The organism is Pantoea sp. X-Soil-OKNW-713 (assembly GCF_059730685.1).
Window position 1 is genome coordinate 1,351,437 of sequence record NZ_AP035995.1, and the last position, 25,984, is coordinate 1,377,420.

Annotated in this window: 25 protein-coding genes; 19 read left to right on the plus strand and 6 right to left on the minus strand. The window is 57.7% G+C overall.

Going from position 1 to position 25,984, the window contains the following annotated elements; all coding sequences use genetic code 11:
• Positions 1-18 precede the first annotated feature (18 nt).
• Positions 19-1,728, minus strand: coding sequence for a D-lactate dehydrogenase (gene dld, locus AC6I8R_RS06210; RefSeq protein WP_497830313.1), 1,710 nt, complete (start codon positions 1,726-1,728; stop codon positions 19-21).
• Between the two features lie 157 nt (positions 1,729-1,885).
• Here dld and bglX point away from each other — a divergent pair, with 157 nt between their 5' ends.
• Positions 1,886-4,183, plus strand: a complete 2,298-nt coding sequence (bglX, locus tag AC6I8R_RS06215) for a beta-glucosidase BglX (protein WP_497832020.1) — start codon at positions 1,886-1,888, stop codon at positions 4,181-4,183.
• Positions 4,184-4,324: 141 nt separating this feature from the next.
• Positions 4,325-5,191, plus strand: coding sequence for an oxygenase MpaB family protein (locus AC6I8R_RS06220; protein ID WP_415173810.1), 867 nt, complete (start codon positions 4,325-4,327; stop codon positions 5,189-5,191).
• A 3-nt stretch (positions 5,192-5,194) separates the two neighbouring features.
• Here AC6I8R_RS06220 and AC6I8R_RS06225 read toward each other — a convergent pair whose 3' ends face one another.
• Entirely contained in the window at positions 5,195-5,488 is a 294-nt protein-coding gene (locus AC6I8R_RS06225) for a hypothetical protein (protein ID WP_208725061.1), read from the minus strand.
• A gap of 223 nt (positions 5,489-5,711) precedes the next feature.
• On the opposite strand from AC6I8R_RS06225, the gene AC6I8R_RS06230 reads away from it, so the two are divergent.
• From AC6I8R_RS06230 to idi, 3 genes are all read left to right on the plus strand, one after another.
• Entirely contained in the window at positions 5,712-6,824 is a 1,113-nt protein-coding gene (locus AC6I8R_RS06230; RefSeq protein WP_021182483.1) for a suppressor of fused domain protein, read from the plus strand.
• A 179-nt stretch (positions 6,825-7,003) separates the two neighbouring features.
• Positions 7,004-8,899 carry a methyl-accepting chemotaxis protein gene (locus AC6I8R_RS06235; RefSeq protein WP_415173775.1) on the plus strand — a complete coding sequence of 632 codons (1,896 nt, stop codon included), beginning with the start codon at positions 7,004-7,006 and terminating at the stop codon, positions 8,897-8,899.
• Between the two features lie 196 nt (positions 8,900-9,095).
• Positions 9,096-9,629: an isopentenyl-diphosphate Delta-isomerase gene (gene idi, locus AC6I8R_RS06240; protein WP_415173776.1), complete on the plus strand. Its 534-nt coding sequence runs from the start codon at positions 9,096-9,098 to the stop codon at positions 9,627-9,629.
• 21 nt (positions 9,630-9,650) lie between these two features.
• On the opposite strand, the gene AC6I8R_RS06245 is transcribed toward idi, so the two are convergent.
• Entirely contained in the window at positions 9,651-11,123 is a 1,473-nt protein-coding gene (locus AC6I8R_RS06245) for an MFS transporter (RefSeq protein ID WP_415173777.1), read from the minus strand.
• 230 nt (positions 11,124-11,353) lie between these two features.
• Between AC6I8R_RS06245 and osmF the strand changes: the two genes are divergently transcribed.
• From osmF to AC6I8R_RS06265, 4 genes are read left to right on the plus strand one after another with little or no spacing between them, the layout of a single operon-like run.
• A complete protein-coding gene (gene osmF, locus AC6I8R_RS06250; RefSeq protein ID WP_415173778.1) occupies positions 11,354-12,262 on the plus strand; it encodes a glycine betaine ABC transporter substrate-binding protein OsmF in 909 nt (302 codons plus the stop codon).
• 3 nt (positions 12,263-12,265) lie between these two features.
• Positions 12,266-13,423: an ABC transporter permease gene (locus AC6I8R_RS06255; protein WP_497832021.1), complete on the plus strand. Its 1,158-nt coding sequence runs from the start codon at positions 12,266-12,268 to the stop codon at positions 13,421-13,423.
• Entirely contained in the window at positions 13,416-14,351 is a 936-nt protein-coding gene (locus tag AC6I8R_RS06260) for an ABC transporter ATP-binding protein (RefSeq protein WP_415173780.1), read from the plus strand. Before AC6I8R_RS06255 ends, AC6I8R_RS06260 begins: the two co-directional genes overlap by 8 nt.
• A complete protein-coding gene (locus AC6I8R_RS06265) occupies positions 14,351-15,082 on the plus strand; it encodes an ABC transporter permease (protein ID WP_497832022.1) in 732 nt (243 codons plus the stop codon). Before AC6I8R_RS06260 ends, AC6I8R_RS06265 begins: the two co-directional genes overlap by 1 nt.
• On the opposite strand, the gene AC6I8R_RS06270 is transcribed toward AC6I8R_RS06265, so the two are convergent.
• Together AC6I8R_RS06270 and AC6I8R_RS06275 are read right to left on the minus strand one after the other, a co-directional pair.
• Positions 15,063-15,170, minus strand: a complete 108-nt coding sequence (locus AC6I8R_RS06270; RefSeq protein ID WP_013508398.1) for a YohO family small membrane protein — start codon at positions 15,168-15,170, stop codon at positions 15,063-15,065. The two genes, AC6I8R_RS06265 and AC6I8R_RS06270, sit on opposite strands and share 20 nt — an antisense overlap.
• A 78-nt stretch (positions 15,171-15,248) precedes the next feature.
• Positions 15,249-15,986 (minus strand): MerR family transcriptional regulator, encoded by a 738-nt coding sequence (locus AC6I8R_RS06275; RefSeq protein ID WP_021182500.1) that lies wholly within the window; start codon positions 15,984-15,986, stop codon positions 15,249-15,251.
• A gap of 149 nt (positions 15,987-16,135) precedes the next feature.
• Here AC6I8R_RS06275 and AC6I8R_RS06280 point away from each other — a divergent pair, with 149 nt between their 5' ends.
• From AC6I8R_RS06280 to AC6I8R_RS06290, 3 genes are read left to right on the plus strand one after another with little or no spacing between them, the layout of a single operon-like run.
• The gene (locus tag AC6I8R_RS06280) at positions 16,136-16,699 is read left to right on the plus strand and encodes a helix-turn-helix domain-containing protein (RefSeq protein ID WP_021182501.1); all 564 of its coding nucleotides are present in this window, start codon (positions 16,136-16,138) and stop codon (positions 16,697-16,699) included.
• The gene (locus tag AC6I8R_RS06285) at positions 16,696-17,223 is read left to right on the plus strand and encodes a GNAT family N-acetyltransferase (RefSeq protein ID WP_497832023.1); all 528 of its coding nucleotides are present in this window, start codon (positions 16,696-16,698) and stop codon (positions 17,221-17,223) included. Before AC6I8R_RS06280 ends, AC6I8R_RS06285 begins: the two co-directional genes overlap by 4 nt.
• On the plus strand, positions 17,220-17,684 hold the full coding sequence (locus AC6I8R_RS06290) for a GNAT family N-acetyltransferase (protein ID WP_497832024.1): 465 nt from the start codon (positions 17,220-17,222) through the stop codon (positions 17,682-17,684). Before AC6I8R_RS06285 ends, AC6I8R_RS06290 begins: the two co-directional genes overlap by 4 nt.
• A gap of 127 nt (positions 17,685-17,811) precedes the next feature.
• Here the strand turns inward: AC6I8R_RS06290 and AC6I8R_RS06295 are convergent, their stop codons facing one another.
• On the minus strand, positions 17,812-18,783 hold the full coding sequence (locus tag AC6I8R_RS06295) for a LysR family transcriptional regulator (protein ID WP_021182504.1): 972 nt from the start codon (positions 18,781-18,783) through the stop codon (positions 17,812-17,814).
• Positions 18,784-18,929: 146 nt separating this feature from the next.
• Here AC6I8R_RS06295 and argH point away from each other — a divergent pair, with 146 nt between their 5' ends.
• From argH to AC6I8R_RS06330, 7 genes are read left to right on the plus strand one after another with little or no spacing between them, the layout of a single operon-like run.
• A complete protein-coding gene (argH, locus tag AC6I8R_RS06300) occupies positions 18,930-20,357 on the plus strand; it encodes an argininosuccinate lyase (RefSeq protein ID WP_021182505.1) in 1,428 nt (475 codons plus the stop codon).
• A gap of 10 nt (positions 20,358-20,367) precedes the next feature.
• Positions 20,368-21,240, plus strand: a complete 873-nt coding sequence (locus AC6I8R_RS06305) for an amino acid ABC transporter permease (RefSeq protein WP_021182506.1) — start codon at positions 20,368-20,370, stop codon at positions 21,238-21,240.
• A gap of 12 nt (positions 21,241-21,252) precedes the next feature.
• Positions 21,253-22,017, plus strand: a complete 765-nt coding sequence (locus tag AC6I8R_RS06310; RefSeq protein WP_021182507.1) for an amino acid ABC transporter ATP-binding protein — start codon at positions 21,253-21,255, stop codon at positions 22,015-22,017.
• Positions 22,018-22,035: 18 nt separating this feature from the next.
• Positions 22,036-22,857 carry an ABC transporter substrate-binding protein gene (locus tag AC6I8R_RS06315; protein WP_021182508.1) on the plus strand — a complete coding sequence of 274 codons (822 nt, stop codon included), beginning with the start codon at positions 22,036-22,038 and terminating at the stop codon, positions 22,855-22,857.
• Positions 22,858-22,870: 13 nt separating this feature from the next.
• Positions 22,871-23,716 (plus strand): polysaccharide deacetylase family protein, encoded by an 846-nt coding sequence (locus tag AC6I8R_RS06320; RefSeq protein ID WP_497830323.1) that lies wholly within the window; start codon positions 22,871-22,873, stop codon positions 23,714-23,716.
• Entirely contained in the window at positions 23,709-24,587 is an 879-nt protein-coding gene (locus AC6I8R_RS06325) for a polysaccharide deacetylase family protein (protein ID WP_497832025.1), read from the plus strand. Before AC6I8R_RS06320 ends, AC6I8R_RS06325 begins: the two co-directional genes overlap by 8 nt.
• Positions 24,580-25,938 carry an MmgE/PrpD family protein gene (locus tag AC6I8R_RS06330; protein WP_415173785.1) on the plus strand — a complete coding sequence of 453 codons (1,359 nt, stop codon included), beginning with the start codon at positions 24,580-24,582 and terminating at the stop codon, positions 25,936-25,938. Before AC6I8R_RS06325 ends, AC6I8R_RS06330 begins: the two co-directional genes overlap by 8 nt.
• Positions 25,939-25,984: the final 46 nt, after the last annotated feature.

A 25,984-nucleotide genomic window follows, 5' to 3' on the forward strand; every position in this document is an offset into this window, starting at 1 on the left:
TCGCGCCGCTACGTATCATTAAACCTTCACCGCCCATCCTTTCTGCTTACTGGTTTTGCCAATGCCCGGATTAAAACTGTTGGTGGGATCTAACCGACGATAAAACGCCTGAAGTTGCGGCTTCGCGGCGTACAAATGGCCAACATTGTGCTCTGCCGGGTACTCCGCGCCACGTTGGCTGAGAATCGCCAGCATCTTCTCTTTCAGCGCATGAACATCCACCCCTTTCTTCACGATGTAGTCCTGATGGAACACATGGCAGAAAAAGTGACCGTAGTAGAGCCGATGGCTCAGATCCTGGTCGAATTCCGGCGGTAGCCGTTCAAACCAGTCGTTGTCGTTGCGGCGCAGCGCGATATCCAGCGCCAGAATATCCTCGACTTCATCAGCATGGATGGCGTGATAACGCACGGCGGCCCCGGCAGCCGCAAAACGGTGCAAAAACGCGTGAGCACCCTCTTTGGCGTCACAGGCAAAAAACTCACCGCCACCTTCGCGGAAAAAGGCGTGCAGATACTCCTGCGCTTCCGCCACACCGTCACCGGACATTTTCAGCATCAGATGATGTTCATATTTGTCGCGGTACTGCTTCAGGCGTTTCGGCAGATGGGCCGGGAACCATCCGCTGAGCCGCTGCAACAGGCGATCAGTTAAATGTGGTTTGACCCATTTGCGCTTCGCCAGCCAGGCATCGATCCTGCCCTTAAGAGTGAAAAACAACGGCATTTTGTCGGTGCCCAGCCGGTCGATCATCAGGAAGGTATCTTTGCCATACACCTCGGCGATATCAAAAATAGCGCGATGCATATACTCACCCGCCACCGGTAAGTGGGTAAAGTTCGCCAGAATATGTCGGCGAATCTCAGCCAATTCCGCCGGATCGTTGCTGCCGATATAAAACACCTGCTGCTGCGGTTCACTGACAAAGGTATCCAGGCGCACGGCAAACACCGCCAGCTTACCGGCACAACCGGAGGCTTCGAACAGGCGGCGGGCATCGGCATTGAAACGCGCCGGGGTCGCGGCGTGGATATCGCGTACACGCTCGGCGTATTCATGATCTGAGGCATGACGATCATCCCAGATCACATCGCTTTGTTGCCAGCGATCATCATCCAGTCGTCCCAGTATCTCTTCCGGCGAATGGCCCAGTTCGATACCAAGGTGGTTGACCAGCCGCAGCTTGCCATCCGCATCAATTTGCGCGTAGAGCGCCATCTCGCTATAGGCCGGGCCGCGCTTAATCAGCGACCCGCCGGAGTTGTTGCAAATACCGCCCATCACCGATGCGCCAATACAGGACGAACCGATCACCGAATGGGGTTCACGTCCCAACGGTTTGAGGGCTTTTTCTAACTGGTAAAGCGTGCTGCCAGGGAACGCCAGAATCTGTTTACCGCCATCAATCAGTTGCAGTTTATCCAGCCGAAGCGTGCTGATGATCACCACCGGGCGATCATAATCATTCCCCTGTGGGGTGGAGCCTTCCGTCAGCCCGGTGTTGGCAGCCTGCATCAGAATGATGGCATCGGCAGTGACCAGCGCCTGCAACACACGCCACAATTCGAGCAGCGAGCCGGGAAACACCACCGCCAGCGCTTCGCCTTCACCGGAGCGAAAGCCTTTACGATAACGGGCGGTGTGTTCGGCATCGGTCAGCAGTTGCGCAGGACCGACGAGGCGGCGCAGTTCACCCAACAGGGCAGAGTCAGAGGAGGCGTTTTTCATTGGCTTATCCTTGTCATAAACGGTAGCGAAACAACTGTAGCACGCGTTGCACGAAGCAGCCGCGATGTGACATCGTCGGCTACCTGCTATCCTCAACTTATGGCACACTTTGCCGGTTATTTTTATATTGTGCAGTCACTTAAGAGAACCCGACCTGATGAAATGGATTTGCTCTGTAAGCCTCGCTGTATCCCTTGCCATGCAACCCGCGCTGGCGGATGAGATGTTTGGCAACCATCCGATGACCGAACAAGCGCGTGATGCCTTTGTAAACCAACTGCTTAGCAAGATGACGCTGGATGAGAAAATTGGTCAGCTGCGTCTGATCAGCGTTGGGCCGGATAACCCAAAGGAAGCCATCCGTGACATGATTCAACACGGACAGGTTGGGGCAATTTTTAATACCGTGACGCGCCCGGACATTCGCGCCATGCAGGATCAGGTGATGCAACTCAGCCGCCTGAAAATTCCTTTGTTCTTTGCTTATGACGTGGTGCACGGCCAGCGCACCGTGTTTCCGATCCCACTCGGCATGGCGGCCAGTTGGGATCTGGACGCGGTCGCCGAAGTGGGGCGCGTTTCCGCTTATGAAGCGGCAGACGACGGTTTGAACATGACCTGGGCACCGATGGTGGACGTCAGCCGTGAGCCGCGCTGGGGACGTGTGTCGGAAGGCTTTGGTGAAGATACCTTCCTCACCTCACAAATGGGCAGCACCCTGGTGAAAGCGATGCAGGGAAAAAGTCCGGCGGATCGTTACTCCATCATGACCAGCGTGAAGCATTTTGCGTTGTACGGTGCGGTGGAAGGGGGACGTGATTACAACACCGTCGATATGAGCCCACAGCGAATGTTCCAGGATTATATGCCGCCGTACAAAGCCTCGCTGGATGCTGGCAGCGGTGGTGTGATGGTGGCGCTCAACTCGATAAACGGCACACCGGCCACCGCCGATAGCTGGCTGTTGAAAGACCTGTTGCGTGATGAGTGGAAATTCAAAGGCATCACCATCAGCGATCACGGTGCGATTAAAGAGCTGATGAAACACGGGGTCGCCAGCGATCCCCGCGATGCGGTGCGTATTGCGCTGAAATCCGGCATCGATATGAGTATGAGCGACGAGTATTACAGCAAATACCTGCCGGGGCTGGTGAAAAGCGGAGCGGTAAGCATGGCGGAAATTGATGATGCTGCGCGCCATGTGTTGAACGTCAAATATGATATGGGGCTGTTTAACGATCCTTACAGTCATCTGGGGCCAAAAGGCAGCGATCCGCAGGACACCAACGCGGAGAGCCGTCTGCATCGTGCCGAAGCGCGTGATGTGGCGCGTAAGAGCATCGTGCTGCTGAAAAACTGGCGCGAAACCTTACCGCTGAAAAAGAACGCCACCGTGGCGCTGGTTGGCCCTCTGGCCGATAGCCAACGCGACATTATGGGCAGTTGGTCAGCCGCCGGGGTGGCGAAGCAGTCCATCACCCTGTATCAGGGGATGCGCGCGGCGATGGCCGGTAAGGGCACGCTGCTGTACACCAAAGGCGCGAATATCACCGATAACCAAGGCATCCAGAAATTCCTCAATTTGTATGAACAGGCAGTCACTGTTGATGCGCGTTCACCGCAGCAGATGATTGATGAAGCCGTTGCCAATGCGAAGAAAGCCGATGTCATCGTGGCGGCGGTGGGCGAAGCGCAGGGAATGGCGCATGAGGCCTCCAGTCGCAGCGAACTGACCATCCCGGAAAGCCAACAGAAGTTGCTGACGGCGCTGAAAGCCACCGGCAAACCGTTGGTGATTGTGCTGATGAACGGTCGCCCACTGAATGTGGTGCATGAAGATCAGATCGCAGATGCGATGCTGGAAACCTGGTTCAGCGGCACCGAAGGCGGTAACGCTATCGCTGATGTGCTGTTTGGCGACTACAACCCGTCAGGCAAGCTGCCGGTATCCTTCCCACGTTCGGTAGGGCAGATCCCGATTTACTACAACCATTTGCCAACCGGTCGTCCGTACAACTTCGAGAAGCCGAACAAGTACACGTCGCACTACTACGATGCTATCAACGGACCGCTTTATCCGTTTGGTTATGGTCAGAGCTACACCACCTTTAGCGTTTCGCCGGTGAAGATGTCAGCGAAATTTATGCCCCGTAATGGCACGGTGGCAGCCAGCGTCAAGGTCACCAACACCGGCAATCGCGATGGCGCAACGGTGGTGCAGATGTACCTGAACGATCCGGTTGCCAGCATCAGCCGTCCGGTGCAGGAGCTGCGCGGCTTTAAGCGCATCATGCTGAAAGCGGGCGAGTCCCAGACGGTGAGCTTTGAGATTAACGTTGATGCGCTCAAATTCTGGAATCAGAAAATGCAGCATGTGGCCGAGCCGGGTAAGATCAATGTGATGATTGGGCTGGATTCGGTGCGCACTCAGGACGCATCATTTGATTATCTCTAAACCCAACGTAGCGGCGCGATTTATCGCGCAAACGTAGCAATGGCAGCAGATGCCTAATGGCACGATATAACGTGCCGCTACAATTCGCAGAAATGTTAGCAACCCGGTCACCCTTGTGGTCGACCGGGCAATTACCCGAAAATCATGAACATCCGCAAACGCATCGAACAACAAGTCTTCCGCCTGAATGGCCTGTCACTTAATGAATTCGACATCTCGCAACCCCCTGGCGATCCTGGTCTGTTTGGCCCCGACAGCGTCATCTGGCGTGTACACGGCGATTTCGCCGCCATGATGTGTGGCGGTATCAGCGCCTTGTTGTTGCAGATGCTGCATCCGGCGGCGCTGGCGGGCGTATGGGATCACTCCAACTTCCGCGATGACATGCTGGGACGGCTACGGCGTACCAGCCAATTTATCGCTGTCACTACCTTCGGCAATCAGCAGGATGCGCACACCTTGATCGAGCGGGTTAAACGCATCCATCTGCGTGTCACCGGCGTCGACAATGCGGGGCAACCCTATGCGGCCAGCGATCCGCATCTGCTGACCTGGGTGCATGTGGCGGAAACCAGTCGCTTTCTCGCAGCGCATCTGCGCTATAAAAATCCTCACCTGAGCCTGATGGAGAGGGATCGCTACTATCAGGAAGCGGCGCTGATCGCGGAATCGCTTGGGGCAGAGCAGGTGCCGAAAAGCGTTGCGGCGGTGGAAAACTATTTGCAGGCAATGCGTCCACAGCTGGTTTGCGATGCACGTACCCGGGAGGTCACGCAGCTGTTGATGAACGCCCCGGCTCCCAGCTGGCAGGCGAAACCGGTGATGCACATCATGATGAAAGCAGGGATTGGCTTGTTGCCAGACTGGGCGCAACAACTGGCAGCCTTGCCCATCAATCCGTTGCAGCAACGGTTGGTGGATGGGCAAATACATCTGATTGCTGGTTTGTTGCGCTGGTCAATTCAGCGTGGTGCTTATGCCCGGGCGATGAAACGCATGGGCCGATAAGGGTTACAGGTGTAACTCGTCTCTGGCCTTGGTGTAGGTGCGCGGTGTTTTGGCTTCCCGACGCAGCGTCAGCTGCCGTAACTGGTAATGGTGGATCAGCATGCCAAGCCCAAGCCCCATCAGCGCCAAAGGTAACAGGCAGTAATAAATATCAACCGGTAACAGAATCAGCAGGGCGATGCCCGCCACCAGCAACGTCAGTGCCGACATCACCCAGCTGTAGCGAATAAACAGCCACACCAGCAGGGCGAAAATCACCACATCTCGCAGGTTAAAATCCACATTTTGCAGCACCATTGCGTCAACTCCTTCGATGCGAATGGCGCGACAATAGCACGCGCAACGGCAAAAGAATCGCGAATTTATTTGAAGCTTGCCGACGCATACGGCATGAAACTTCAGTAATCCTCATCTTTCTCCTGCGCACTTTGAGAGTTTTACCCTTGTGCCACATGGCACGAGTGTCGATCCTGCTCTATTCTCGGGGAAAATGGATCCCTCCAGGCATTGTCGAGGCGTTATGACACACCAACCTCTGATTGCTGAGGTGCCGAATCAGCAAAATACACTTACGGCCATCGTCGAGCAGGACGCGCGCACGGCCTATTTTTATATCTGGCCAAACGACCTGTTCCGCAGCCAGTATGCGGTACGCGGTTGCTGGTTACGCAACCTGCTGCCCGCACCGGCGCGTGAAGATCGCGATGCTCTGGAGCAGGGTATCGCGCCGCTGCTCAGTGCCGAATTTTGCCGCACGCTGGAAGCGGAACCGCCGCTCGATCCGGCCGGGTTACAGATACTCTGGGAGCCGAGCGATGATGGTGCGGCGTTGTGGTACTACGGTCAGTTGTTGGCGGTGATCCCTGGCTGGAGCCTGTACCAGGACAAACAGGTGAGCTTCTCGGCCGGATGTATTAAAAAGAATCGCCTGACGGCACCGCTCGGATCGGCCTCAACCAATGACTATTACGCGCGTGCCGAGCAGCAACGCCATTTCTGGCGTGACTGGCATGATGGACATTTATGGGAAGTGGTGCAGCGTGAGTTGATGCAGTGCTACCAGGCGCAGTTCGGTGAATCGGTGAAGTATTACGCCATCGACCAGGGCAACTGGCCGCCGATGGCGATTTCGCAGCACTGGCATCAGGGCGTGTGGTATTTCCTCACCCTCGGCATGGGGATCCGACCGATGCCGCAGGTCGATTATCTGTTTGATGAGCTGGCCCCGCAGTATCGCCGCATCGAACTGGCGATGGCAGTGGATGGCGAAGTGATGAACGAAGCCAATGCGGTGCAGATGGCCAGCGCACTGGCGGAGTTTGCCCATCTGCCGTGGGCGCGCCTTACCTGGCTGGGTGAGGGGCATACGCTGGCGTCAGAAGTGGCACCGGTGGGGTTTGAAAGTTTCCTGCTGGCGAATGGCCTGGCCCCGGAAGCGGCGCAGTTCCGGCTGCCAAAGCGGGGGGGCGATCGGGTGAATTTGCTGTGGTCAACGCCGATCACCGAGGCGGAACGCCAGTTTGCGCAGGCTGATGAACGCGGTGGACAGCAGTTGTTGCAGCGTCTGCTGGCTGATGGCAACAACCATATTTTTCGTCCAAGGCAAGAGGTGGTGGAGCCTCCGGTTGCCTGAAACGTAGCGGCGCGATTTATCGCGCAGGTTTTGCTATACGCGCCAAACACATCGCGCCGCTACATCATCACCTTGATCAATTATTTTATTGCTTTGTGATCGTGCGCACCTCAAGTTCCTTCTTAACACGCCGTTAACCCGGATCAGGCATCTCGCCACTCCAGGGTAAGGGCACTCTCATGTTAAAAACCACACAATCCCGTTTCACCGCGACCCTCATCGCGTTTTTCGCTGTGCTGATGCTGGTCACCGTGCTGGTGATCAATCAGTTTATTGCACCCCAACTCAGCAACAATGAGAGCCGCCTGGTGCGTTATGAAGTCGATGGCCTGGCCGGACGTATCGTCGAACAGATGAACCGCGTTCAGGCGCAGCAGCGTGCTATTACCGAAGCTGCCGGGGTAATGGATAGCGCCAGCATCGATACTTTGCTGCCTGCGCTGGTTAACCAATATCAGGACAGCAACGTGTTCGGCGGCGGTATCTGGCCCCTGCCAAACCGTCGCGATCCGGCTAAAGAGAAAGACAGTTCATTCTTTGCGCGCAACGCCAACAACCAGTTACAGGTGAATACTTACTGGAACTCTGACGCTGCCGACAAATACTGGGAGCAACCCTGGTACAAAGACGGTATGGCGGCCGCGAAAGGCCAGTGCGCCTGGGCGAAGGCCTATCAGGATGCGGCCAGCCCGCAACCGCGTACCAACTGCGCGATGGCGATTTACCGTAATGGTACTGCCTGGGGCGTGGCGACCATCGACGTGACCCTGGGATTCTTCAACCAACTGGCGAAACAGATGGGAGAGGCGATTCATGGTCGCGTCTTGATCGTCGAAGCCGATGGCAAAGTGGTCGGTAACGCCGCGCTGGTTGATGCTGCGGCGAAACTGGAAAACCTGTCCGATACCCAACTGCCGCTGGCTCCAACGCTGAAAACGTTGCTGGCGCAGGCGGGCAGTCAGCCGACGCAGGCGAGCTATGATGCGGAAGATGGCGAGCATACGCTGTTCCTGCAAGCCATTCCCGGCAGTCCGTGGTATCTCGCCAGCGACGTGCCCTCCAGCCTGTTGGATGCGCAAACCCATAGCATGCTGACCCGATTGGGCCTGGTGCAGATCCCGCTGGCGGTGATCCTGCTGCTGGTCTTGCTCGGCTTTGTGCGTGCCATGATGAAGCGCTTAAGCCAGCTCAACCGTAACATTGAGGCGTTATCAACCGGCGGTGCGGATTTGACCCAGCGTCTGCCTGCCAGCAACAGCCCGGAATTTAACGCCGTGGCGCAGAGCTTCAACCAGTTTATTGCTTACCTTCAGGGGCTGATGCGTCAGGTGGGTGACAGCGCGCTGGCGATTACCGCTGCCTCGCGGGAGATCGCCAGCGGCAACGCTGATCTGTCGGCGCGTACCGAATCACAGGCCAGCTCGATTGTTGAAACGGCGGCTTCTATGGAGCAACTGACCGGTACGGTGCGTCAGAACGCGGATAACGCCACCCATGCCAATCAACTGGCTGATGGCGCTTCGCAGGTGGCGGCGCGTGGCACCGAGGTGGTGCGTCAGGTGGTCAGCACTATGGGCGAAATCCATCATTCATCGCGCAAAGTGGTGGATATCATCAGCGTCATCGACAGCATTGCTTTCCAGACCAATATCCTGGCCTTGAACGCGGCGGTAGAAGCCGCGCGCGCGGGCGAGCAGGGGCGCGGTTTTGCGGTGGTGGCGTCGGAAGTGCGTAACCTCGCCCAGCGCTCGGCCAACTCGGCGCGGGAGATCAAGAAGCTGATTGAGGAGTCGGTCACCAATATTGATGCTGGCAGCCAGTTGGTGGAGCAAGCCGGACAAACTATGGATGAATTGATGCACGGCGTCAGCAGCGTCACCACGCTGATGGGGGAGATTATGTCTGCCAGCCGTGAGCAAAGCCTCGGCATCGATCAGGTGAACGTGGCTATCACCCAGCTTGACGGCAGCACCCAACAGAATGCCGCTCTGGTGGAACAGGTTTCTGCCGCCGCGCGCGCGATGGAGGAGCAGAGCGTCCAGCTGGAGTTGGTGGTGCAAAGCTTTAAACTTTAAGCGCTTTTCCACGGTGGTGCCGGGTGTGCCACCGTTTCTCCTTTCTTATTAACTATTCCCCGTTTTTTATGCTGCTTCATAATCCAGCTGCTAAAATTAATTTTCCGTTACGCAAACGCACGGAATGTACGCAATTTTTCCGGCCCCCGGCGCGGTGATTGTGTACAATGGTTGAGATTTTTCTGAAGGAGTTGTCATGTCCGCCATAGAAGTTATCCTCGTCGACCACCTCGATCGTCCCACTGGCAAGATGGAAAAGCTGGAAGTTCATGAAAAGGGATTACTGCACCGTGCGGTAACGGTTTACGTGTTTAACTCGCGGCATGAACTGCTGCTGCAACGTCGTGCCAGTGGTAAATACCACTGCGGCGGTTTGTGGAGTAACACCTGTTGTGGTCATCCTTATCCGCAGGAATCCACCCAGGCTGCCGCTGAACGTCGCCTGCGTGAAGAGATGGGGCTATCGCTGACGCTGACGCCGGTATTCGAGCTGAGCTACAACCTGCCGCTCAGCAATGGCCTGACGGAACATGAATACGGTCATGTGTTTTTTGCCATCAGCGATGTACAACCGGAACTGAACCCGGAAGAGGCCGATGCCTGGTGCTATCGGTCGGTGGCGCAGATTCAGCAGGAGATTGCGCAGCACCCGGAACAGTTCACGCCGTGGTTTCTGTTCACCTTTGCCCGCATTCCTGCCACGCTGGATGCGTTTCAGCTCACTGCATAATCGCGCCGCCACGGATGATTATTATCTGACGTTAAAATCCTCGGCATCCACATCGTAACCCGATGGCTCCCAGCGAATCGCCAGCAGCGCCAGCAGACCAGCCAGCGGTGCGAGGAAAATCACCCAGAACACTCCGGTGCCGAACGCGGCGACCAGCAGCGGGAACACAAACAGCGACACGGTAGAACTGCCACGCATCAGCGTCTGGTTAAAACCAACGCCCACGCCGCGCAGCGAGGTCGGATAGCTCAGCGACGCAAAGGTCATGGTATGTGAACCGGGACCGAAGCCCTGGCCGAACAGGAACAACGCCAGCATGGCAATCGCCACCGCCGCCTGTTCGCCCCCTTCAGGACGACCAATCAGCGCCAGCCCCAGCAGCGCCACGCACTGACAGGCGTAGCCGGTCACCGACATTTTCCACGCACCGAGACGAGGCACCAGCCGTACCGCCAGCAAACCGCCAACAAAAGCAAACAGCAGGTTGAGCGCCAGCGACACCAGAATGGTGGTCAGCATCGACTGTGCAAAGAAGCTGGAGATAATCACCGGCAGACCAAAAGCCACGGCGTTATACGCAAAGGAAGAGGCGATGGAGGTGACGGTCGCCAGAATGGTGCGGCGGCGATAAACCCCCTGCAACAGCGCGCCATAGTTACGCCAGCTGGCTTTACGTACGCGGGGTTGTTGGCTCAGATCGGCATCGTCTGCCACCCGGGCATTGATATTGTACGAACGGCGCAAAATCTCTGCCGCGCCGTGCAGGTTGCCCTGGTTAGCGGCCCACACCGGAGACTCGCTCATATAACGGCTGCGGATGGCGATAATCACGATCGCCGGGACCGCACCAAAGCCGAGAATCAAGCGCCACAACCAGTCGGTATGGCTTTCCGGCAACACCGCATACAGCAGCAGCACCAGCAGGTAGGAGATACTGATGGCCGCGTACCAGGTGGGGCACCACATCGCCACGCTGGCGGCTTTATTGCCCTGGCCGCGCAGTTTGGAAAACTCGGCAAGGAAGGCCATCGCCACCGGTAGATCGATCCCGACGCCCAACCCCATTACAAAGCGCGCACCGCCGAGCACATATTCGTTGGGGGCAAAGGCACAGGCCAGCGCTGCCACCACAAAGAAGAACATATCGGCCATAAACACCCGGTAGCGGCCAATTTTATCCGTCAGATAGCCGCCAATCAGCGCGCCGACGATAGCGCCAAAGGTGATCGCCGCTGCCACCATACCGGTGCCGGTCGGTGTCAGCTGGAACTCGCGGGCCACATCTTTGATACCAAACGCCAGCGCACCCAAGTCATAGGCATCGAGAAACACCCCGCCCAGGGCGATAGCGATGACGATGCGTGCGTTACTGCGCGACTGCTCGCTGTTATTAATCAGGTTTGATACATCGGACGCACTGCGGATCCATTGTGTCTCACCCTGAGGTTGATTCCCTGCCAGCGCCACATGGGCGGGAGAAGTTAAGTCGGACATGATGTTGTTGTCTGTATTTTTGTAAATTTGGGCCTATGAGAATAATCCTCAGTTGGCGGCTGAAAAATTCCATTTGGTTATATGAGCAACGAAATGGTTATAACTGATTTGAAATGGCTAGCAGAAATTGACCGAAGTGAAACCCTAACCGCTGCTTGACCGCGCCCATCCCGGTTCGCCAGGCTACGCTTGTAACTCACCACACGATAACAATACTGAGGGCGAACGCCATGATTAAGCAGGGTTTACTGGGACTGATCGCATTAGCATTGAGCGCCACCGCAGCACAGGCCGCCGACCCGGTGCGGGTGGGGTCGAAGATTGATACCGAAGGTTCGCTGCTCGGCAATATCATCCTGCAAGTGCTGAATAAACATGGAGTGCCGACGGTAAATAAAATTCAGCTCGGTACCACGCAGGTGGTGCGCGGTGCCATCACCGCCGGCGCGCTGGATATCTATCCTGAATACACCGGCAACGGGGCGTTTTTCTTCAATGATGAGAAAGACCCGGCGTGGAAGAATGCACAGCAGGGTTATGAGAAAGTGAAAACCCTGGACGCGGAGAAAAACCATCTGGTGTGGCTCACCCCAGCGCCAGCCAACAATACCTGGACCATCGCGGTACGTAGCGATGTCGCCGAGAAAAACAAACTCACCTCGCTGGCGGATCTCAGCCAGTACCTGAAAAAAGGCGGCACCTTCAAACTGGCGGCCTCGGCAGAATTTATCGAACGCAGCGATGCGTTACCGGCGTTTGAAAAAGCCTACGATTTCAAACTCGATCAATCACAGCTGCTGTCGCTGGCGGGCGGTGATACGGCGGTCACCATCAAAGCCGCCGCCCAGCAGACTTCCGGGGTGAATGCGGCGATGGCTTACGGCACCGACGGCCCGGTGGCGGCGCTTGGGCTACAAACCTTAACCGATCCCAAAGGCGTACAACCGATTTACGCACCGACACCGGTGATCCGCGACGTGGTGCTGAAGCAGTATCCTGACATTGGCAAGTGGTTGCAGCCGGTGTTCAGCAAACTTGATGAGAAGACGCTGCAACAACTCAATGCGCAGATCGCGGTGGATGGCCAGGATGCCAGCCAGGTGGCGCAGCAGTGGTTACAGCAGAATAAGTTGCTGTAACGGGTGGCGCGATTATTCGGGCGACCGCAGCCGGTTTTGCTGGTACTGGTGGTGTTGATCAGCGTGGCGCTTGCCGCGCTGCCAATCCTGACCTATGCGGCGAACCGGCTGGTTTCAGGTCAGCCGCTGATGCTGTGGCAGATACCCTTGGGCGGATATCTGTTGCTGCCGTTGCTGGCGTTGTGGCTGTTGGTCTTCTTGCCAACCCGGCGCAGCGCGTTGCTGCTGTTGCTCAGCTGCGAATGCCTGTTTGTGCTGCTGGTCTGGCTGAGTGGGCATCAGGCGACACTGCTGGCGCAAAGCGGCAGTCGGCTGGCGCGTACCGCGTTTGGCAGCGGTTTCTGGAGTGCTGCAGCGCTGACGTTGCTGCTGGCGGCAGAGGCGATTCGTCAGCGCCATCGCCAGACAACGTGGCGCATCTTACTCAACCTGCAAATGTGGTTGCTCCCGCTCGCCCTGTTACTGAGCGGCCATCTTAACCAGCTTTCCCTGTTAAAAGAGTACGCCAATCGCAGCACGGTATTTGATGCCGCGTTCATCCAGCATCTGACACTGCTCGGCGGGACCTTGTTGCCAGCCATACTGATCGGTCTGCCGCTCGGCATTGTTATTGCCCGGCGTACGAGCTGGCAGCAAACCGCGTTCAGCGTATTAAACCTGATCCAGACCGTCCCTTCGGTAGCGTTGTTTGGCCTGTTAATTGCCCCCCTGGCCGGGCTGGCAGCAACGTTTCCGTTGCTGGCGAGTTGGGGGATTGCGGGTATCGGTATGGCTCCGGCGCTGATAGCGCTGGTGTTGTACGCGTTGCTGCCGCTGGTGCGTAGTGTGGTGGCCGGTTTGCAGCAGGTGCCTGCGGAGGTACGGGAAACCGCGCGTGGCATGGGGATGAGCCGTTGGCAGCAGTTCTGTTTTGCCGAACTGCCGCTGGCGCTCCCGGTGTGGCTCTCCGGTTTGCGTGTGGTGGTGGTTCAGACGCTGGGGCTGGCGGTGGTGGCGGCGTTGATTGGTGCCGGAGGATTCGGGGCCATTTTGTTTCAGGGATTATTAAGTAGCGCACTGGATCTGGTGCTGCTTGGGGTGATCCCGGTGGTGGCGCTGGCGGTGATCGCCGATGCGCTGCTGCGCTTACTGGCTGCGCTGCTGGAGAGACAATATGATTGAATTTCATCAGGTAAATAAAGTTTTCAACGGCAAAGCAGCGGTGCGCAATTTGTCGCTGCATATTGAGAAAGGCAGTTTCACGGTGCTGATTGGCACTTCGGGTTCCGGTAAATCCACCACCCTGAAAATGATTAATCGACTGGTGGAGCATGACAGCGGGGAGATCCGCTTTGCCGGAGAAGCCATTGAACGGATGGATGCCCGTGCCTTGCGTCGCCGCATTGGTTATGCGATTCAGTCCATCGGGCTATTTCCGCACTGGAACGTCGCGAAAAATATTGCCACCGTACCATCGCTACTGGGCTGGTCACCGGCGCGTATTCGTGAGCGCGTGGCGGAGCTATTGACGCTCCTCAATCTGGACAGCGAGTTGGCGACACGTTATCCGCATCAGCTTTCCGGCGGTCAACAGCAGCGTGTGGGCGTGGCGCGGGCGCTGGCGGCGGACCCTGAGTTGCTGCTGATGGACGAACCCTTTGGCGCGCTCGATCCGGTCAACCGTCAGGCGCTGCAACAGGAGATGCTGCGCATTCACCGCCTGTCCGGGCGCACCATCGTGTTGGTGACCCATGATATCGATGAGGCGCTGACCCTGGCCGACCAGTTGGTGTTAATGGATGGCGGCGAAATTGTCCAGCAGGGCAAACCGATTGAATTGCTGACGCAACCCGCCAGCGATTTTGCGCGTGAATTTTTTGGTCACAGCGAACTTGGCGTACGCTTGCTGGCTCTGGGACGGGCAGGGAGCGCGGTCCGCCGCGGTGAGTGGCTGGAGGCCGAACCGATCGCCGCCGGGTTAACCCTGCGTGAGGCATTGTCGCAGTTTATCGCCCGGCGCACTGACAAGCTGCCGGTGGTGGATCAACACCAGCAACCGCTCGGCGTGCTGCACTTCAGCGATTTGTTGCGTCAGCGCGAGGCGAGTTGATGAGCTGGCTGAAAGATCCGCTGTACTGGCTGCTGGCGTTGTTTCTGCTGCTGCTGTGGGGACTGCCGCACAGCACGCCGCTGTTTGCCCACTGGTTTCCACAACTGGAACGGCCTTTATATCAACAGGATAGTTTTTGGCGGCTGGCGCTGGCGCATCTGTGGCTGGTGGTCAGCGCCAGCGCGCTGGCGATTGTCGTTGGGGTGAGTTGTGCGGTGTTTGCCACCCGGCGTAAGGGGAGGGCGTTTCGGCCGCTGCTGGAAACCCTCGCCGCCGCCGGGCAGACCTTTCCGCCGGTAGCCGTGCTGGCGATTGCGGTGCCGGTAATGGGGTTCGGCGCGACCCCGGCGGTGATGGCGTTGTTTCTGTATGGTTTGCTGCCGATTTTGCAGGGTACGCTGGCTGGTCTTGATAGCGTACCGGCCAGCAATCGCGAGATTGCCACCGGTCTGGGCATGGGGCCGTGGCGGCGTTTATGGCAGATCGAACTGGCGCTGGCGGCACCGGTCATTATGGCCGGGGTGCGCACCTCGGTGATGATCAATATCGGCACCGCAGCAATCGCCTCAACCGTCGGCGCGGAGAGTCTGGGATCGCCGGTGATTATTGGCCTGAGCGGCTTTAACACCGCCTATGTCATTCAGGGGGCACTGCTGGTGGCGCTGCTGGCGTTGGTGTGCGATCGTCTGCTTGAACGCGTGCAGCGCTGGCTTAGTTGGCGTGCAGAATAAGGCTGTAGCCTACCAGCATCAGGCCGCCCATGCCGCCCAGCGCCATCACGGCAAACAGGGTAGAGATGAAGATTTTTTGCCAGTTCATGTCAAAACCTGAGAAATGTCATTGAGGGCGGCATGATAACGCGCACATCAGCCGAGGCAAAGGCCGATGTGTGCGTTTTTACGCGTTGGGGTCGTGGAGGTGAACGTTAAAGCCCTGGGCCTGCCAGTGCTCCAGTTGTTCATGCTGACGACGGGTGAGCTTTTTGCCGGTCCAGACAAACAGATTCTGACCGGGGAATAACTCCGGGCGCGGCAGTTCCAGCGGTTCCGCCAGCACATCCATACGCCATCCCTGTTGCGAGAGACGCCAGGCTTCCAGCCAGATGCGGGTGCGATCGTCAACGCCCCAGCCAATCATCAGCGCATCTTTGCCGGCTTTTTTACGCGATCCGGTCAGGCAAAACGCCACGTAATCTATTAACGCGCCATCAAGCAGGCTGCACATGGCGCGTGCGGTGTTTTGATCTAATCCGAGACGCTGGCGAACCGGCACAATCACATGATCAATCAGCGCATCCACCGGATGCTCACGTCCGACCGTGGCGATCTTGGCACGCAACTTTGAAGGTCTGACATGGCGCAGTACGCTCATCAGTTCTTCCTGCAACGTATTCCAGCCGTCGTGCACATTGACGCTTTCCCCTTCCAGCAGGGCCTTGACCTTGCCAACGGGCACGCCGCTTTCTATCCAGCGCTTGATCTCTTCAATGCGCTGAACATCTTCGTCGTCAAACTGACGGTGACCACCTTCGGTGCGCTGGGGCTTTAACAGACCGTAACGTCGCTGCCATGCGCGAAGTGTTACCGGATTGATTCCACAGCGTTCGGCAACGTCGCCGATACTGTATAAGGCCATATCTTCCTCAATATACTGACCTGCATCGCCACACCTTAACCGCGGCGAATAAGTTGTACAACATATTTTTCTGTGTACAACTTGACGGAGATGGTGCTTTCAGGTTTTATCTCAATTATGAGATTGTTTCCCATAATTGAGAGGTGATAATGTCTGAACCGGATACCGAAGATCGGCTGGCCGCTCGTTTGGCTGAATTGCGCCTGCAACGCGGCTGGTCACTGGATGAACTGGCGATGGCCACCGGCATCAGTCGGGCCACATTGTCGCGCATTGAGCGCGCCGAGACCAGTCCAACGGCAGCATTACTCAATCGACTTTGTGTCGCCTATGGCCTCACCATGTCGCGCCTGCTGAGTGAGGTCGAAGACGACGCGCTGTTGTTACTTAAACCCGAACAGCAGCCGGTGTGGGTCGATGAACTGAGTGGCTTTCAGCGCCGCAACGTTTCGCCGCCTGCCACTCATTTTAGAGCAGAAATGGTGGAAGGGGTGTTACAACCCGGTTCGCGTATTGATTATGACGCGCCGCCGATTCAGGGGCTGGAGCAGCATATCTGGTTACAGTCCGGCGAGTTGACCATCAGCATGGACGCGCAAAGCTGGACCTTGCAGGCGGGTGACTGCCTGCGCTTCCACCTGACCGGCAAATCCTCCTTCACCGCGCACCCGCAGGGTGGCGCACGTTACATTCTGGTGGTGTGCAAACCATGATTGAGATCGAACAGCTTAGCGCCAGCCAGGCGCAGCCTCTGGTGGGGGCGTTATGTGATGTGTTGCAGGGATGTGTGGCGGAGGGGGCCAGCGTTGGGTTTATCGATGCCAACGATCGTGCGGTGATGGAACGTTTCTGGCAGGACAAAATCTTCAGCCTTGCCAGCGGCGACAATCAACTGCTGGTGGCACGCCTGCACGGAGAGATCGTGGCGACGGTCATGGTGGGGTACAGCGCCATGCCGAACGGTCGCCACCGCGCTGAGATCAGTAAGCTACTGGTGCACCCGCGCGCGCGTCGCATGGGGATTGGACGTCGGTTGATGCAGCAGGCGGAACAGTTGGCGGTGGAGAACGGCAAAACCTTACTGGTGCTGGACACGCGCAGCGGCGATGTGGCGACCGATCTCTACCTGTCGCTCGAATGGAAAATTGCCGGCTCCATTCCCCACTATGCCGAATCCACCGCCGGGGTGCTGGACGCCACAACGGTGATGTTTAAAACCTTGCGGCTGCCTGCATGATCGTGGTGACGCCGGAGTCGCTTCAGCAGCCGGACGCTGAATGGTTGCTGGATCGTCTGTCAGCTACCCTGGCACAGTTGACCGGCAGCAGCGGGCGTGCCAGCTTTGATCCCGACGCAATGCAGCAGCCGGGCAGCTGTTTCGTGATCGCGCGTGATGAGCAACGCAGGCCGGTGGGCTGTGGCGCGTTTCGCCCGCTGCAACCGGGGGTGGCGGAGCTGAAACGCATGTATGCGTTAAACGCCGGGCAGGGCATTGGCGCAGCGATTTTGCAGTATCTGGAGCAGCAGGCGCGGGCGCAAGGCTATCAGGCGATGTGGCTGGAGACGCGCAAGGTGAATCAATGCGCGTTAAGGTTTTATGCCCGCCAGGCGTATCGGCCGATTGCACCCTTTGGACATTATGTGGGTAATGCGGCGGCGCAGTGTCTGGGGAAAAGCTTAGTGTTTCCCTCACCCTAACCCTCTCCCGCCAACGGGAGAGGGGACTGATCGTGCACGGATTGGCATACTGCACATCTCCCTCTCCCGTCTTGCGGGAGAGGGCCGGGGTGAGGGCAACCGCGCGCACCTCATCCATTGCACCAAATCAGTGCGCTGCTTCCGCCTCCGGGATCGCCAGCGCCTGCATAAACAGCTTAATAATCGGATTTATTTTGCGGCCCTTCTTCATCATCAGGCAGAACGGATTCTCCATACGAATCGATTCATCCCCCAATTCACACAACTGGCCGCGTGCAATAAACGCCGCCGCGTAGTGTTCGGGTAAATAGCCAATAAAATGCCCGGTCAGAATCAGCATGGCGACGGATTCAACCTGAACAGCCTGTACGCCGCTGTCCTGTAATGGAATAAGTCGTCGTGCATCGCGCGGCGTAACATATAAATGATTTATGACTTTTTGTTCGCGTAATAATGCCAGCGATATTTTATGGTCGGCGCTGCCGGAATAAAGTGGGTGACCAGCAGAGCAATATAATTTCGAATATTCTTTATATAACGGGAAGTAATCGAAATCACTTTTCATTTCATAAACTGGCGCAATACCGCAATGAAAACGCCCTTCGCTAATACCGCGTTCAATATCATCTAATTGTGCCGTTTGCAGACGGATTTGTACCTTTGGTGCATTCTGGTGCAGCTGTTGCACCGCGCTGGTGACCGGGGAGTGCGGGTCGGAGATGGTGTTATCCACCACGCAAATCGCGATGTCGCCCAGCAGCTCGTTGCGGCTGTTGTGCAGCCGCTCGCGGAACAGATTAAGCGAGACGAACAACTCCAGCGTCGCCTGATAGACGTTGATACCGTACTGCGTCAGTTCAAAGCCTTCGCGCCCACGGCTGCACAGCGTCATGCCGAGGCGAATTTCCAGATCGGAAACCTGTTTACTGATTGCTGCCAGACCAATATTCAGCTCGTGGCTAGCGGCAGTTAATCCACCGGCTTCTACCACGCATTTAAATACGCGTAGCAATTTTAAATCGATATTACTTAATGCCAGCACCGCATTGTCGCTGCGATTGATTGCATTGTTTCCAGACTGGGAAACTTTACTTTCCATCTTTGCTATTCAACTCCGGAATTATTGCGGTGAAAGTGTAGTGAACCTGAAATGTGCCGCGTTTACCAGCGTAGCAATAAAATAAGTTTTTATTATCGCTGGTGCCTAATTCATCTCGCTATTGATTATTGGTAAGGGGAAATTGCATGTCTGAGAAAGCAGAACTGTTATGGGGTGCGCGTTTTAAAGCCGCACCGGCGGCCAGTTTAACCGCGCTGTCGCGTAGCCCGGATTACTACTTTGCCCTGGCTCCTTACGATTTTGCTGGCTGCCGTGCCCACGCCCGTGAACTGGCGCGTGGCGAACTGCTGAGCGACGCGGAACTGAGCACCATGCTGGCGGCGATTGATGAGTTGGATGCTGAGTTCCGCGCCGGTCAGTTGCATCCCATCGCGGCGGATGAAGATGTGCATACCTTTGTTGAGCGCGCACTGACTGAACGCTTAGGGCCGCTGGGCGGCAAATTACGCGCCGGTCGTTCACGTAACGATCAAACCGTCAACGACCTGCGCCTCTATCTGCGCGATAACGGCCGTAAGGTGGTCACCGCGCTGCTCGGGCTGCAACAGGCGTTGGTCGAGCAGGCGGCACAGCACACCGAAAGCGTGGCACCGGGCTTTACCCATCTGCAACAGGCGCAGCCGATTGTGTTTGGTCATCAGTTGCTGGCGCATGCGCAATCCTTCGCCCGTGATATCGAGCGTATGCAGGACTGGGATCGCCGTAGTGCGCGCTGCCCGCTCGGCGCGGCGGCAATGGCCGGTTCCGCCATTGCGCGTCAGCCAGAATTAGCCGCCGCCGACCTGGCCTATCTCGCGCCGTGCGAGAACTCAATTGATGCGGTTGCCAGCCGTGACTACGCTGCCGAATTCCTGTTTGTCACCAGCATGATTGGCATCAACCTGTCGCGCCTGTGTGAAGAGGTGTGCATGTGGGCCTCGCGTCAGTTCCGCTGGGTTGAGCTACACGACAGCTACGCCACCGGTAGCTCGATCATGCCGCAGAAGAAGAACCCGGATATCGCCGAGTTGACGCGTGGCCGTTCGGGCCGCCTGGTCGGCAACCTGACGGCGCTGCTCACCACCATGAAAGCGATGCCGCTGTCTTACAACCGCGACCTGAGCGACGACAAACGCAACGTGATTGACGCGGTCGATACCCTGTTGCTGGTGCTGCCTGCGATGGCCGGCATGATGGCGACGCTGAAATTCAACACCGAGGTGATGCGTGAGCAGGCCCCGGATGGTTTCACCCTGGCGACGGAAGTGGCCGACTGGCTGGCGATGCGCGGCGTGCCGTTCCGTGAAGCACACGAAATCACCGGTCAACTGGTACAGCTGTGCGAGCAGCAAGGTTGTGGCCTGTCCGATCTGAGCGATGCGCAGTTACAGGCGGTCGATAGCCGTCTGACCGCCGAAGTCCGTGGCGCACTGACGCTCGAATCCGCGCTGGCAGTCCGTAACGGTTACGGCGGCACGGCACCGGTGCGGGTACGCGAGCAACTGGCGCGTCTGCAAACCCTGATGCAGGCCCAGCAACAGTGGGCTGACGACTACGCTGGCCCGCGCGCCTGAGGAGACGCTGATGTCGCAATCGACCACCACCGCAACCAACAACGTCAGTAGCCAACCGCATTACGATCTCGATCGTTATCAGGTGGTGCCGCGCCGTTATTATGGCCGTATCACCGCCTCGGCGGTCATCCTAATCCTGCTGGCGTTGCTGGTTAACGCCTTTGCGCACGGCAATATCGAATGGTCGTTTGTCGGCCAGTTCTTTACCGCCAAAGCGATTCTCGACGGGGTGGTCAACACCCTGATTATGTCCGTGCTGGCGATGGGCTTCGGCGTGTTGTTCGGGGTGATCACCGCCATCATGTACATGTCGCCGAACCCGGTGCTGCACTACATCGCGGTTGGTTACGCCTGGATCTTCCGTGGCACGCCGCTGATTCTGCAACTGCTGTTGTGGTTCAACCTGGCGTTGGTGTTTCCCACCATCAGCATTCCTGGCGTGTTCAGCGTACAAACCGTCACCGTCATGACACCGTTCCTCGCGGCACTGCTCGGCCTGAGCATCAACCAGGGGGCGTACACCTCCGAAGTGGTACGTGCCGGTCTGCTGTCGGTGGATACCGGTCAGTACGAGGCGGCGAAAGCCATCGGTATGCCGCGTTTGCAGGCGTTGCAGCGCATTATTTTGCCGCAGGCGATGCGCGTCATCCTGCCGCCGGTAGGCAACGAATTTATCAGCATGATCAAGACCACCAGTCTGGCGAGCATGATCCAGTACTCGGAACTGCTCTACAACACCCAGAACATCTACTTCGCCAACGCGCGCGTGATGGAACTGCTGTTTGTGGCCGGTATCTGGTACCTGATTGTGGTGACGGTGCTGTCGTTTGGTCAGAGCCAGCTGGAACGCTACTTCTCACGCGGCCATCGCCGTCGTCACTAAGGAGTGAGAGAGATGAGAAACATCGTGCGCGCCGTCAAGGTGAACAAATATTTCGACCAGTTCCACGCCTTGAAGGATGTCAGCCTTGAGGTGAATTACGGCGAGGTGATGTGCATTCTCGGGCCATCCGGCTCCGGTAAAAGCACCTTTCTGCGCTGTATCAACCAACTGGAGAAAATCGACCAGGGGGGGATCTGGGTCGATAACGAACTGGCGGGCTACCGTATCAACGGCAACAAACTTTACCCGTTGAGTGATAAGCAGATCGCCCGCCAGCGCCTGCAAACCGGCATGGTCTTTCAGCGCTTCAATCTGTTCCCGCATAAAACCGCGCTGGAAAACATCATCGAAGGGCCGTGCCGCGTGCTGCTGCGTCCGAAACGTGAAGCCAGCGAAGAGGCGATGGCGCTGCTGGATCGCGTCGGACTGGCACACAAAGCCCACGACTACCCACAGTCGCTGTCCGGCGGCCAACAGCAGCGCGTGGCGATTGCCCGTGCGCTGGCGATGAAACCGAAATTAATGCTGTTTGATGAACCTACCTCGGCACTCGATCCGGAAATGGTCGGCGAAGTGCTGGCGGTGATGCGTCAACTGGCAAAAGAGGGCACCACCATGCTGGTCGTTACCCATGAAATGGGCTTTGCCCGTGAAGTGGCGAACCAGGTGGTGTTTATGGATGAGGGACGCATTATCGAGCAGGGCGCACCGGAAGACATTCTGTTGAACCCGCAAAACCCACGGATGAAAAACTTTATCAACGCGATTCTTCTTTAACTGACCGGGGTGATTTGAATGAAAAAACTGTTACTGAGCGCCGTAAGTGCCGCGCTGTTGCTGCAATCGTCGGCCTGGGCCGATATCGCTGTGCCAGCGTCGATCAAAGAGAAAGGTTTGACCGTGGCGATCATGCCGAACTATCCGCCGATGGATTTTAAAGATCCGGCCAGCAACCAGTTGACCGGCGTCGATTACGATCTCGGCATGGCGATTGGTCAGAAGCTGGGCGTGAAGATCAACTGGCAGGAGATCGCGTTTGAACAGATGGTCAACGCCGTGGTGACCAAACGCGTTGATATGGTGATGTCCGGTATGACCGACACCAAAGAACGCCAGAAGGTGGTTAACTTTATCGACTACTTCAAAACCGGCCCGCAGTTCTACACCTTATCCGCACGCAGCGACATCAACAGCGCGATGGATTTGTGCGGCAAGCGCGTAGGCACCAGCCGTCGCACCACCTTCCCGCAGGAAATTGCTAACTGGAGCAAAGCCCACTGCGAAGCCGCCGGTAAGCCCGCCATCATTGTGGTCGGGGCGGAAGGGACGGCGGATGCCCGCACTCAGTTGCGTCAACGTCGTCTGGATGGCGCGGTACAGGGCAGCGAAACCCTGCCGTACATCATGAACCTGGAAAAGGGCACCTTTAAGCCGCTCGATAAAGCCTTCTCCTTCCAGTACACCGGCATGGCGATCGGTAAAGATGCATCGGATCTGACCACCGCCGTGCAGGGCGCGCTGGATGCGATGATTGCCGACGGCACTTACCAGAAGATCCTCAGCAAATGGGGTCTGGGCGACAACGGTGTGGCAAAAGCCACGGTAAACCAGGGCTAACAGGAGACGGCTGATGCAACAACCGGGCGCAGTGCGCTGGCCACAGGGCAAGCGCGGCTGTATGGCGCTGGCGTTTGACCTTGATGGTCCCACCGGCGATGCCATGTTGAATGGCAGCCTGTGGTCGACGCCGGAGTATTTCACCTTTGGCGCTTACGGGCCGTACCGCGCGCTCGGGCGTTTGCTCGATCTGCTGCGGGCGTTTCAACTGCCCGCCACCTTCTTTGTTCCCGCGTGGGTGGTGGAGCAGTGGCCGCAGCAGTGCCAGGCGATTATTGAGCAGGGCCACGAAGTGGCTTATCACGGCTATCGCCACGAATCTTTCTGGGCGATTTCGCCGGAAGAACAACGGGCGGTGATGGCAAAATCGGCGGCGATCTTTAAGCAATATCTCGGCATTACCGCTTGTGGCTTTCGCACGCCGTCAGGTGACTGGCATGCAGAAACGCCGCAGATCCTGCGTGACGCTGGGGTGATCTACTCCAGCAGTATGCGCGGCGACGATCGTCCCTACAGCATCCCGGTAGCCGGACATACGCCGCTGGTGGAAATCCCCGGCAAATGGGAGATGGATGATTACGCCTCGCTGGCCTATACCCGCCAGCCGGACTTCCCGAAAGGCGGCGATCGTATTGCCAGCTATGCCCACACCCGCGACAACTGGCAGCGCGAATTTGATGGCGCGATGGATGAGGGCTTATGCCTGACCACCCTGTTCCATCCGAAAATCTCCGGTCAGCCAGGGCGCTTGCTGCTGCTGGAGCAGCTGTTTGAACATATGACGGCGCGCGATGATGTGTGGTTTGCGCGTTGCGATGCGGTGGCGCAGTGGTACTTGCAGGAGCAGCAGCATGACTGAATCTTCCCGCTGGCCGCTGGGCTTCCAGTCGGCGGCGATTATCACCATCGATTTTAACGATATTCATGGCATTCTCACCCAGGCACCGGCGGTGGCAGGGCGCGACAAAACCCTGTCGGTATGGCGCTATGGCACGCTGCGCGGCGTCGATCGTCTGTTGAGTCTGCTGGCGGAAAAACAGCTCAAAGCCAGTTGGTGTCTGCCAGCGATTGTGGCGGAGGAGCAGCCGGAGTGGGTGCAACGCATCATCGCTGATGGCCATGAAATCGCCTGTAGCGGCGACCGCCATGAGGATTTCTCCACGCTGACCCTGGAACAACAAATTGCCAGCATCACGCGGGGTTGCGACAAACTGGCGCAATTAACCGGACAACCGATACAGGGTTTCCGCACTCCGGCAGGGCAGTGGAAGCCGGGGCTGGCCCAGGCGTTGATTGAGCAGGGAATTCGCTGGTCCTCCAGCTGGCGCGGAGACGATCTGCCCTATTTCCACCCTGGCACCCGGCTGGTGGAACTGCCGATGCACTACACGCTGGAAGATGAACCCTATTTTGCCTTTAACCTCAGTCCGGCGATTCCACCGGGACAGTCGCGTATTGCCCCCTATGGCGAAACCCTCGACAACCTGACCCAGGATTTCCGCGGTTTCCATCGTTTTGGCCTGTGTTATCTGCTGCGTTTGCACCCGGAGATCATCGGCACGGCCGGACGCATTGGTCTGCTGCGATCGCTGCTCGATACGCTGCAACAACACAACGTATGGATCGCCACGGCGCAGCAGGTGGCAGCGCACTGGCAGACCCAACCCGACAACGGCGCGGATCATCCGGCTGAAGTTTTCACCCGCATCATCGGAGAGAACAATGCTTAATCAGCTGGCGAGTTTTATTGCTGAAACCCGTTTTGACCAGTTGCCTGTGGCGCTGGTGGAGCAGGCTAAACGTCACTTCCTCGATACTCTTGGCGCTTCGCTGGCGGGTAGCGATAGCCCGATCTGGCGTGAGTGTCAGACGCTGGTCGAGGCCGAGGGCGGTTATGCTCAGGCGCAGGTGTGGGGCAGCGCGCAACAGGTCAATGCCCGTCAGGCAGCATGGCTTAATGGCGTGGCGGCGCATATGTATGAGCTGGACGATACCGGTGGCTGTGACCATTCCGGTGCGGTGGTGATCCCGGCGTTGCTGGCGGTGCTGCCGCTGGCCCCGCAGCCGGTGAGTGGCCAGGCGCTGCTGACCGCAATGGTGATCGGTTATGACATTGGGCGTCGGGTGCTGGAGGCTTGCGGCGGTTATTCGGCGCATAACGGTGCGGGCTGGCACTCCACCGCCAGCTGTGGCGTGTTTGGCGCGGCGGCAGCGGTGTGTTCGCTGTTGCAACTCACCCCGGCGCAAAGCGCTTCGGCGCTGGGTATTGCGGCCAGTTTCAGTGGGGGATTGTGGGGCTTTATTCACGACGGTTCGCATACCAAAAAACTGCACGCAGCGCGTGCGGCGGAAGGTGGGGTACAGGCAGCACTGCTGGCGCAACGTGGTATCAGCGGTCCTGCGGCGGTCTTCGAGCCGCGCTGGGGTGGCTTCCTGCAAACCCTGGCGCTGGACACTCAGCAGCCCGAGGCGCTGGTGGCCGATCTCGGCGTGGTGTGGAAGCTGGCGCGCTGTTCGATCAAACCCTATGCAGCCTGTCGTGGCACCCATTCGGCAATTGATGCGCTGGGTATGCTGTTGCAGCAACAAGCGCTGGCGACCGCAGATATCGCGCGCATTGTGGTGGGGCTGAACCCCTTCCTGCTGGAGATGTGTGGCACCCGTGATGTCGCCAGCCTGGCGGCGGCGCAGATGAGTTTGCCTTATGCGCTGACGGCGCGCGCGTTGTATGGCGCGGCAGACCTGGCCAGCTATGATGAGGCAAAACGTCAGCATCCTGATGCAGAAGCCTTGATGGCGCGGGTGGAGCTGGTGATCGATCCTGAGCAGAACCGCGACGCTGAACCCTGGGTGCGGCTGGAGACGGTGCAAGGTGAGCAGTGGCAGCAACATGTGGCGGTGCCGTCCGGAGCACCCGCCAATCCGCTGAGCCTGGAGGCACTGCTGGCGAAGTATCGTAGCCTTGCGTTGCGGGTGCTGCCAGAAGAGCAGGTGGCGCAGTTGGAAGCGATGTGCATGACGCTGGATGACATTAGCGATGTCAGTCAGATTGCGGCGTTACTGGCAGTCAAACAACATTAACGTTGCGCGATGAATCGCGCCGCTACACATATTGGTACATTAACGT

Bases quoted from the DNA above. Each gene is read 5' to 3' on its own strand.
- AC6I8R_RS06245 (WP_415173777.1), bottom strand. From the start codon at position 11,123: ATGTCCGACTTAACTTCTCCCGCCCATGTGGCGCTGGCAGGGAATCAA.
- AC6I8R_RS06265 (WP_497832022.1), top strand. From the start codon at position 14,351: ATGAGCTGGCTGAAAGATCCGCTGTACTGGCTGCTGGCGTTGTTTCTG.
- idi (WP_415173776.1), top strand. From the start codon at position 9,096: ATGTCCGCCATAGAAGTTATCCTCGTCGACCACCTCGATCGTCCCACT.
- osmF (WP_415173778.1), top strand. From the start codon at position 11,354: ATGATTAAGCAGGGTTTACTGGGACTGATCGCATTAGCATTGAGCGCC.
- argH (WP_021182505.1), top strand. From the start codon at position 18,930: ATGTCTGAGAAAGCAGAACTGTTATGGGGTGCGCGTTTTAAAGCCGCA.
- AC6I8R_RS06280 (WP_021182501.1), top strand. From the start codon at position 16,136: ATGTCTGAACCGGATACCGAAGATCGGCTGGCCGCTCGTTTGGCTGAA.
- AC6I8R_RS06285 (WP_497832023.1), top strand. From the start codon at position 16,696: ATGATTGAGATCGAACAGCTTAGCGCCAGCCAGGCGCAGCCTCTGGTG.
- AC6I8R_RS06325 (WP_497832025.1), top strand. From the start codon at position 23,709: ATGACTGAATCTTCCCGCTGGCCGCTGGGCTTCCAGTCGGCGGCGATT.
- AC6I8R_RS06310 (WP_021182507.1), top strand. From the start codon at position 21,253: ATGAGAAACATCGTGCGCGCCGTCAAGGTGAACAAATATTTCGACCAG.
- AC6I8R_RS06260 (WP_415173780.1), top strand. From the start codon at position 13,416: ATGATTGAATTTCATCAGGTAAATAAAGTTTTCAACGGCAAAGCAGCG.
- AC6I8R_RS06275 (WP_021182500.1), bottom strand. From the start codon at position 15,986: ATGGCCTTATACAGTATCGGCGACGTTGCCGAACGCTGTGGAATCAAT.
- AC6I8R_RS06295 (WP_021182504.1), bottom strand. From the start codon at position 18,783: ATGGAAAGTAAAGTTTCCCAGTCTGGAAACAATGCAATCAATCGCAGC.
- AC6I8R_RS06225 (WP_208725061.1), bottom strand. From the start codon at position 5,488: ATGGTGCTGCAAAATGTGGATTTTAACCTGCGAGATGTGGTGATTTTC.
- AC6I8R_RS06235 (WP_415173775.1), top strand. From the start codon at position 7,004: ATGTTAAAAACCACACAATCCCGTTTCACCGCGACCCTCATCGCGTTT.
- AC6I8R_RS06270 (WP_013508398.1), bottom strand. From the start codon at position 15,170: ATGAACTGGCAAAAAATCTTCATCTCTACCCTGTTTGCCGTGATGGCG.
- AC6I8R_RS06305 (WP_021182506.1), top strand. From the start codon at position 20,368: ATGTCGCAATCGACCACCACCGCAACCAACAACGTCAGTAGCCAACCG.
- AC6I8R_RS06315 (WP_021182508.1), top strand. From the start codon at position 22,036: ATGAAAAAACTGTTACTGAGCGCCGTAAGTGCCGCGCTGTTGCTGCAA.
- AC6I8R_RS06290 (WP_497832024.1), top strand. From the start codon at position 17,220: ATGATCGTGGTGACGCCGGAGTCGCTTCAGCAGCCGGACGCTGAATGG.
- AC6I8R_RS06330 (WP_415173785.1), top strand. From the start codon at position 24,580: ATGCTTAATCAGCTGGCGAGTTTTATTGCTGAAACCCGTTTTGACCAG.
- dld (WP_497830313.1), bottom strand. From the start codon at position 1,728: ATGAAAAACGCCTCCTCTGACTCTGCCCTGTTGGGTGAACTGCGCCGC.
- AC6I8R_RS06320 (WP_497830323.1), top strand. From the start codon at position 22,871: ATGCAACAACCGGGCGCAGTGCGCTGGCCACAGGGCAAGCGCGGCTGT.
- AC6I8R_RS06230 (WP_021182483.1), top strand. From the start codon at position 5,712: ATGACACACCAACCTCTGATTGCTGAGGTGCCGAATCAGCAAAATACA.
- bglX (WP_497832020.1), top strand. From the start codon at position 1,886: ATGAAATGGATTTGCTCTGTAAGCCTCGCTGTATCCCTTGCCATGCAA.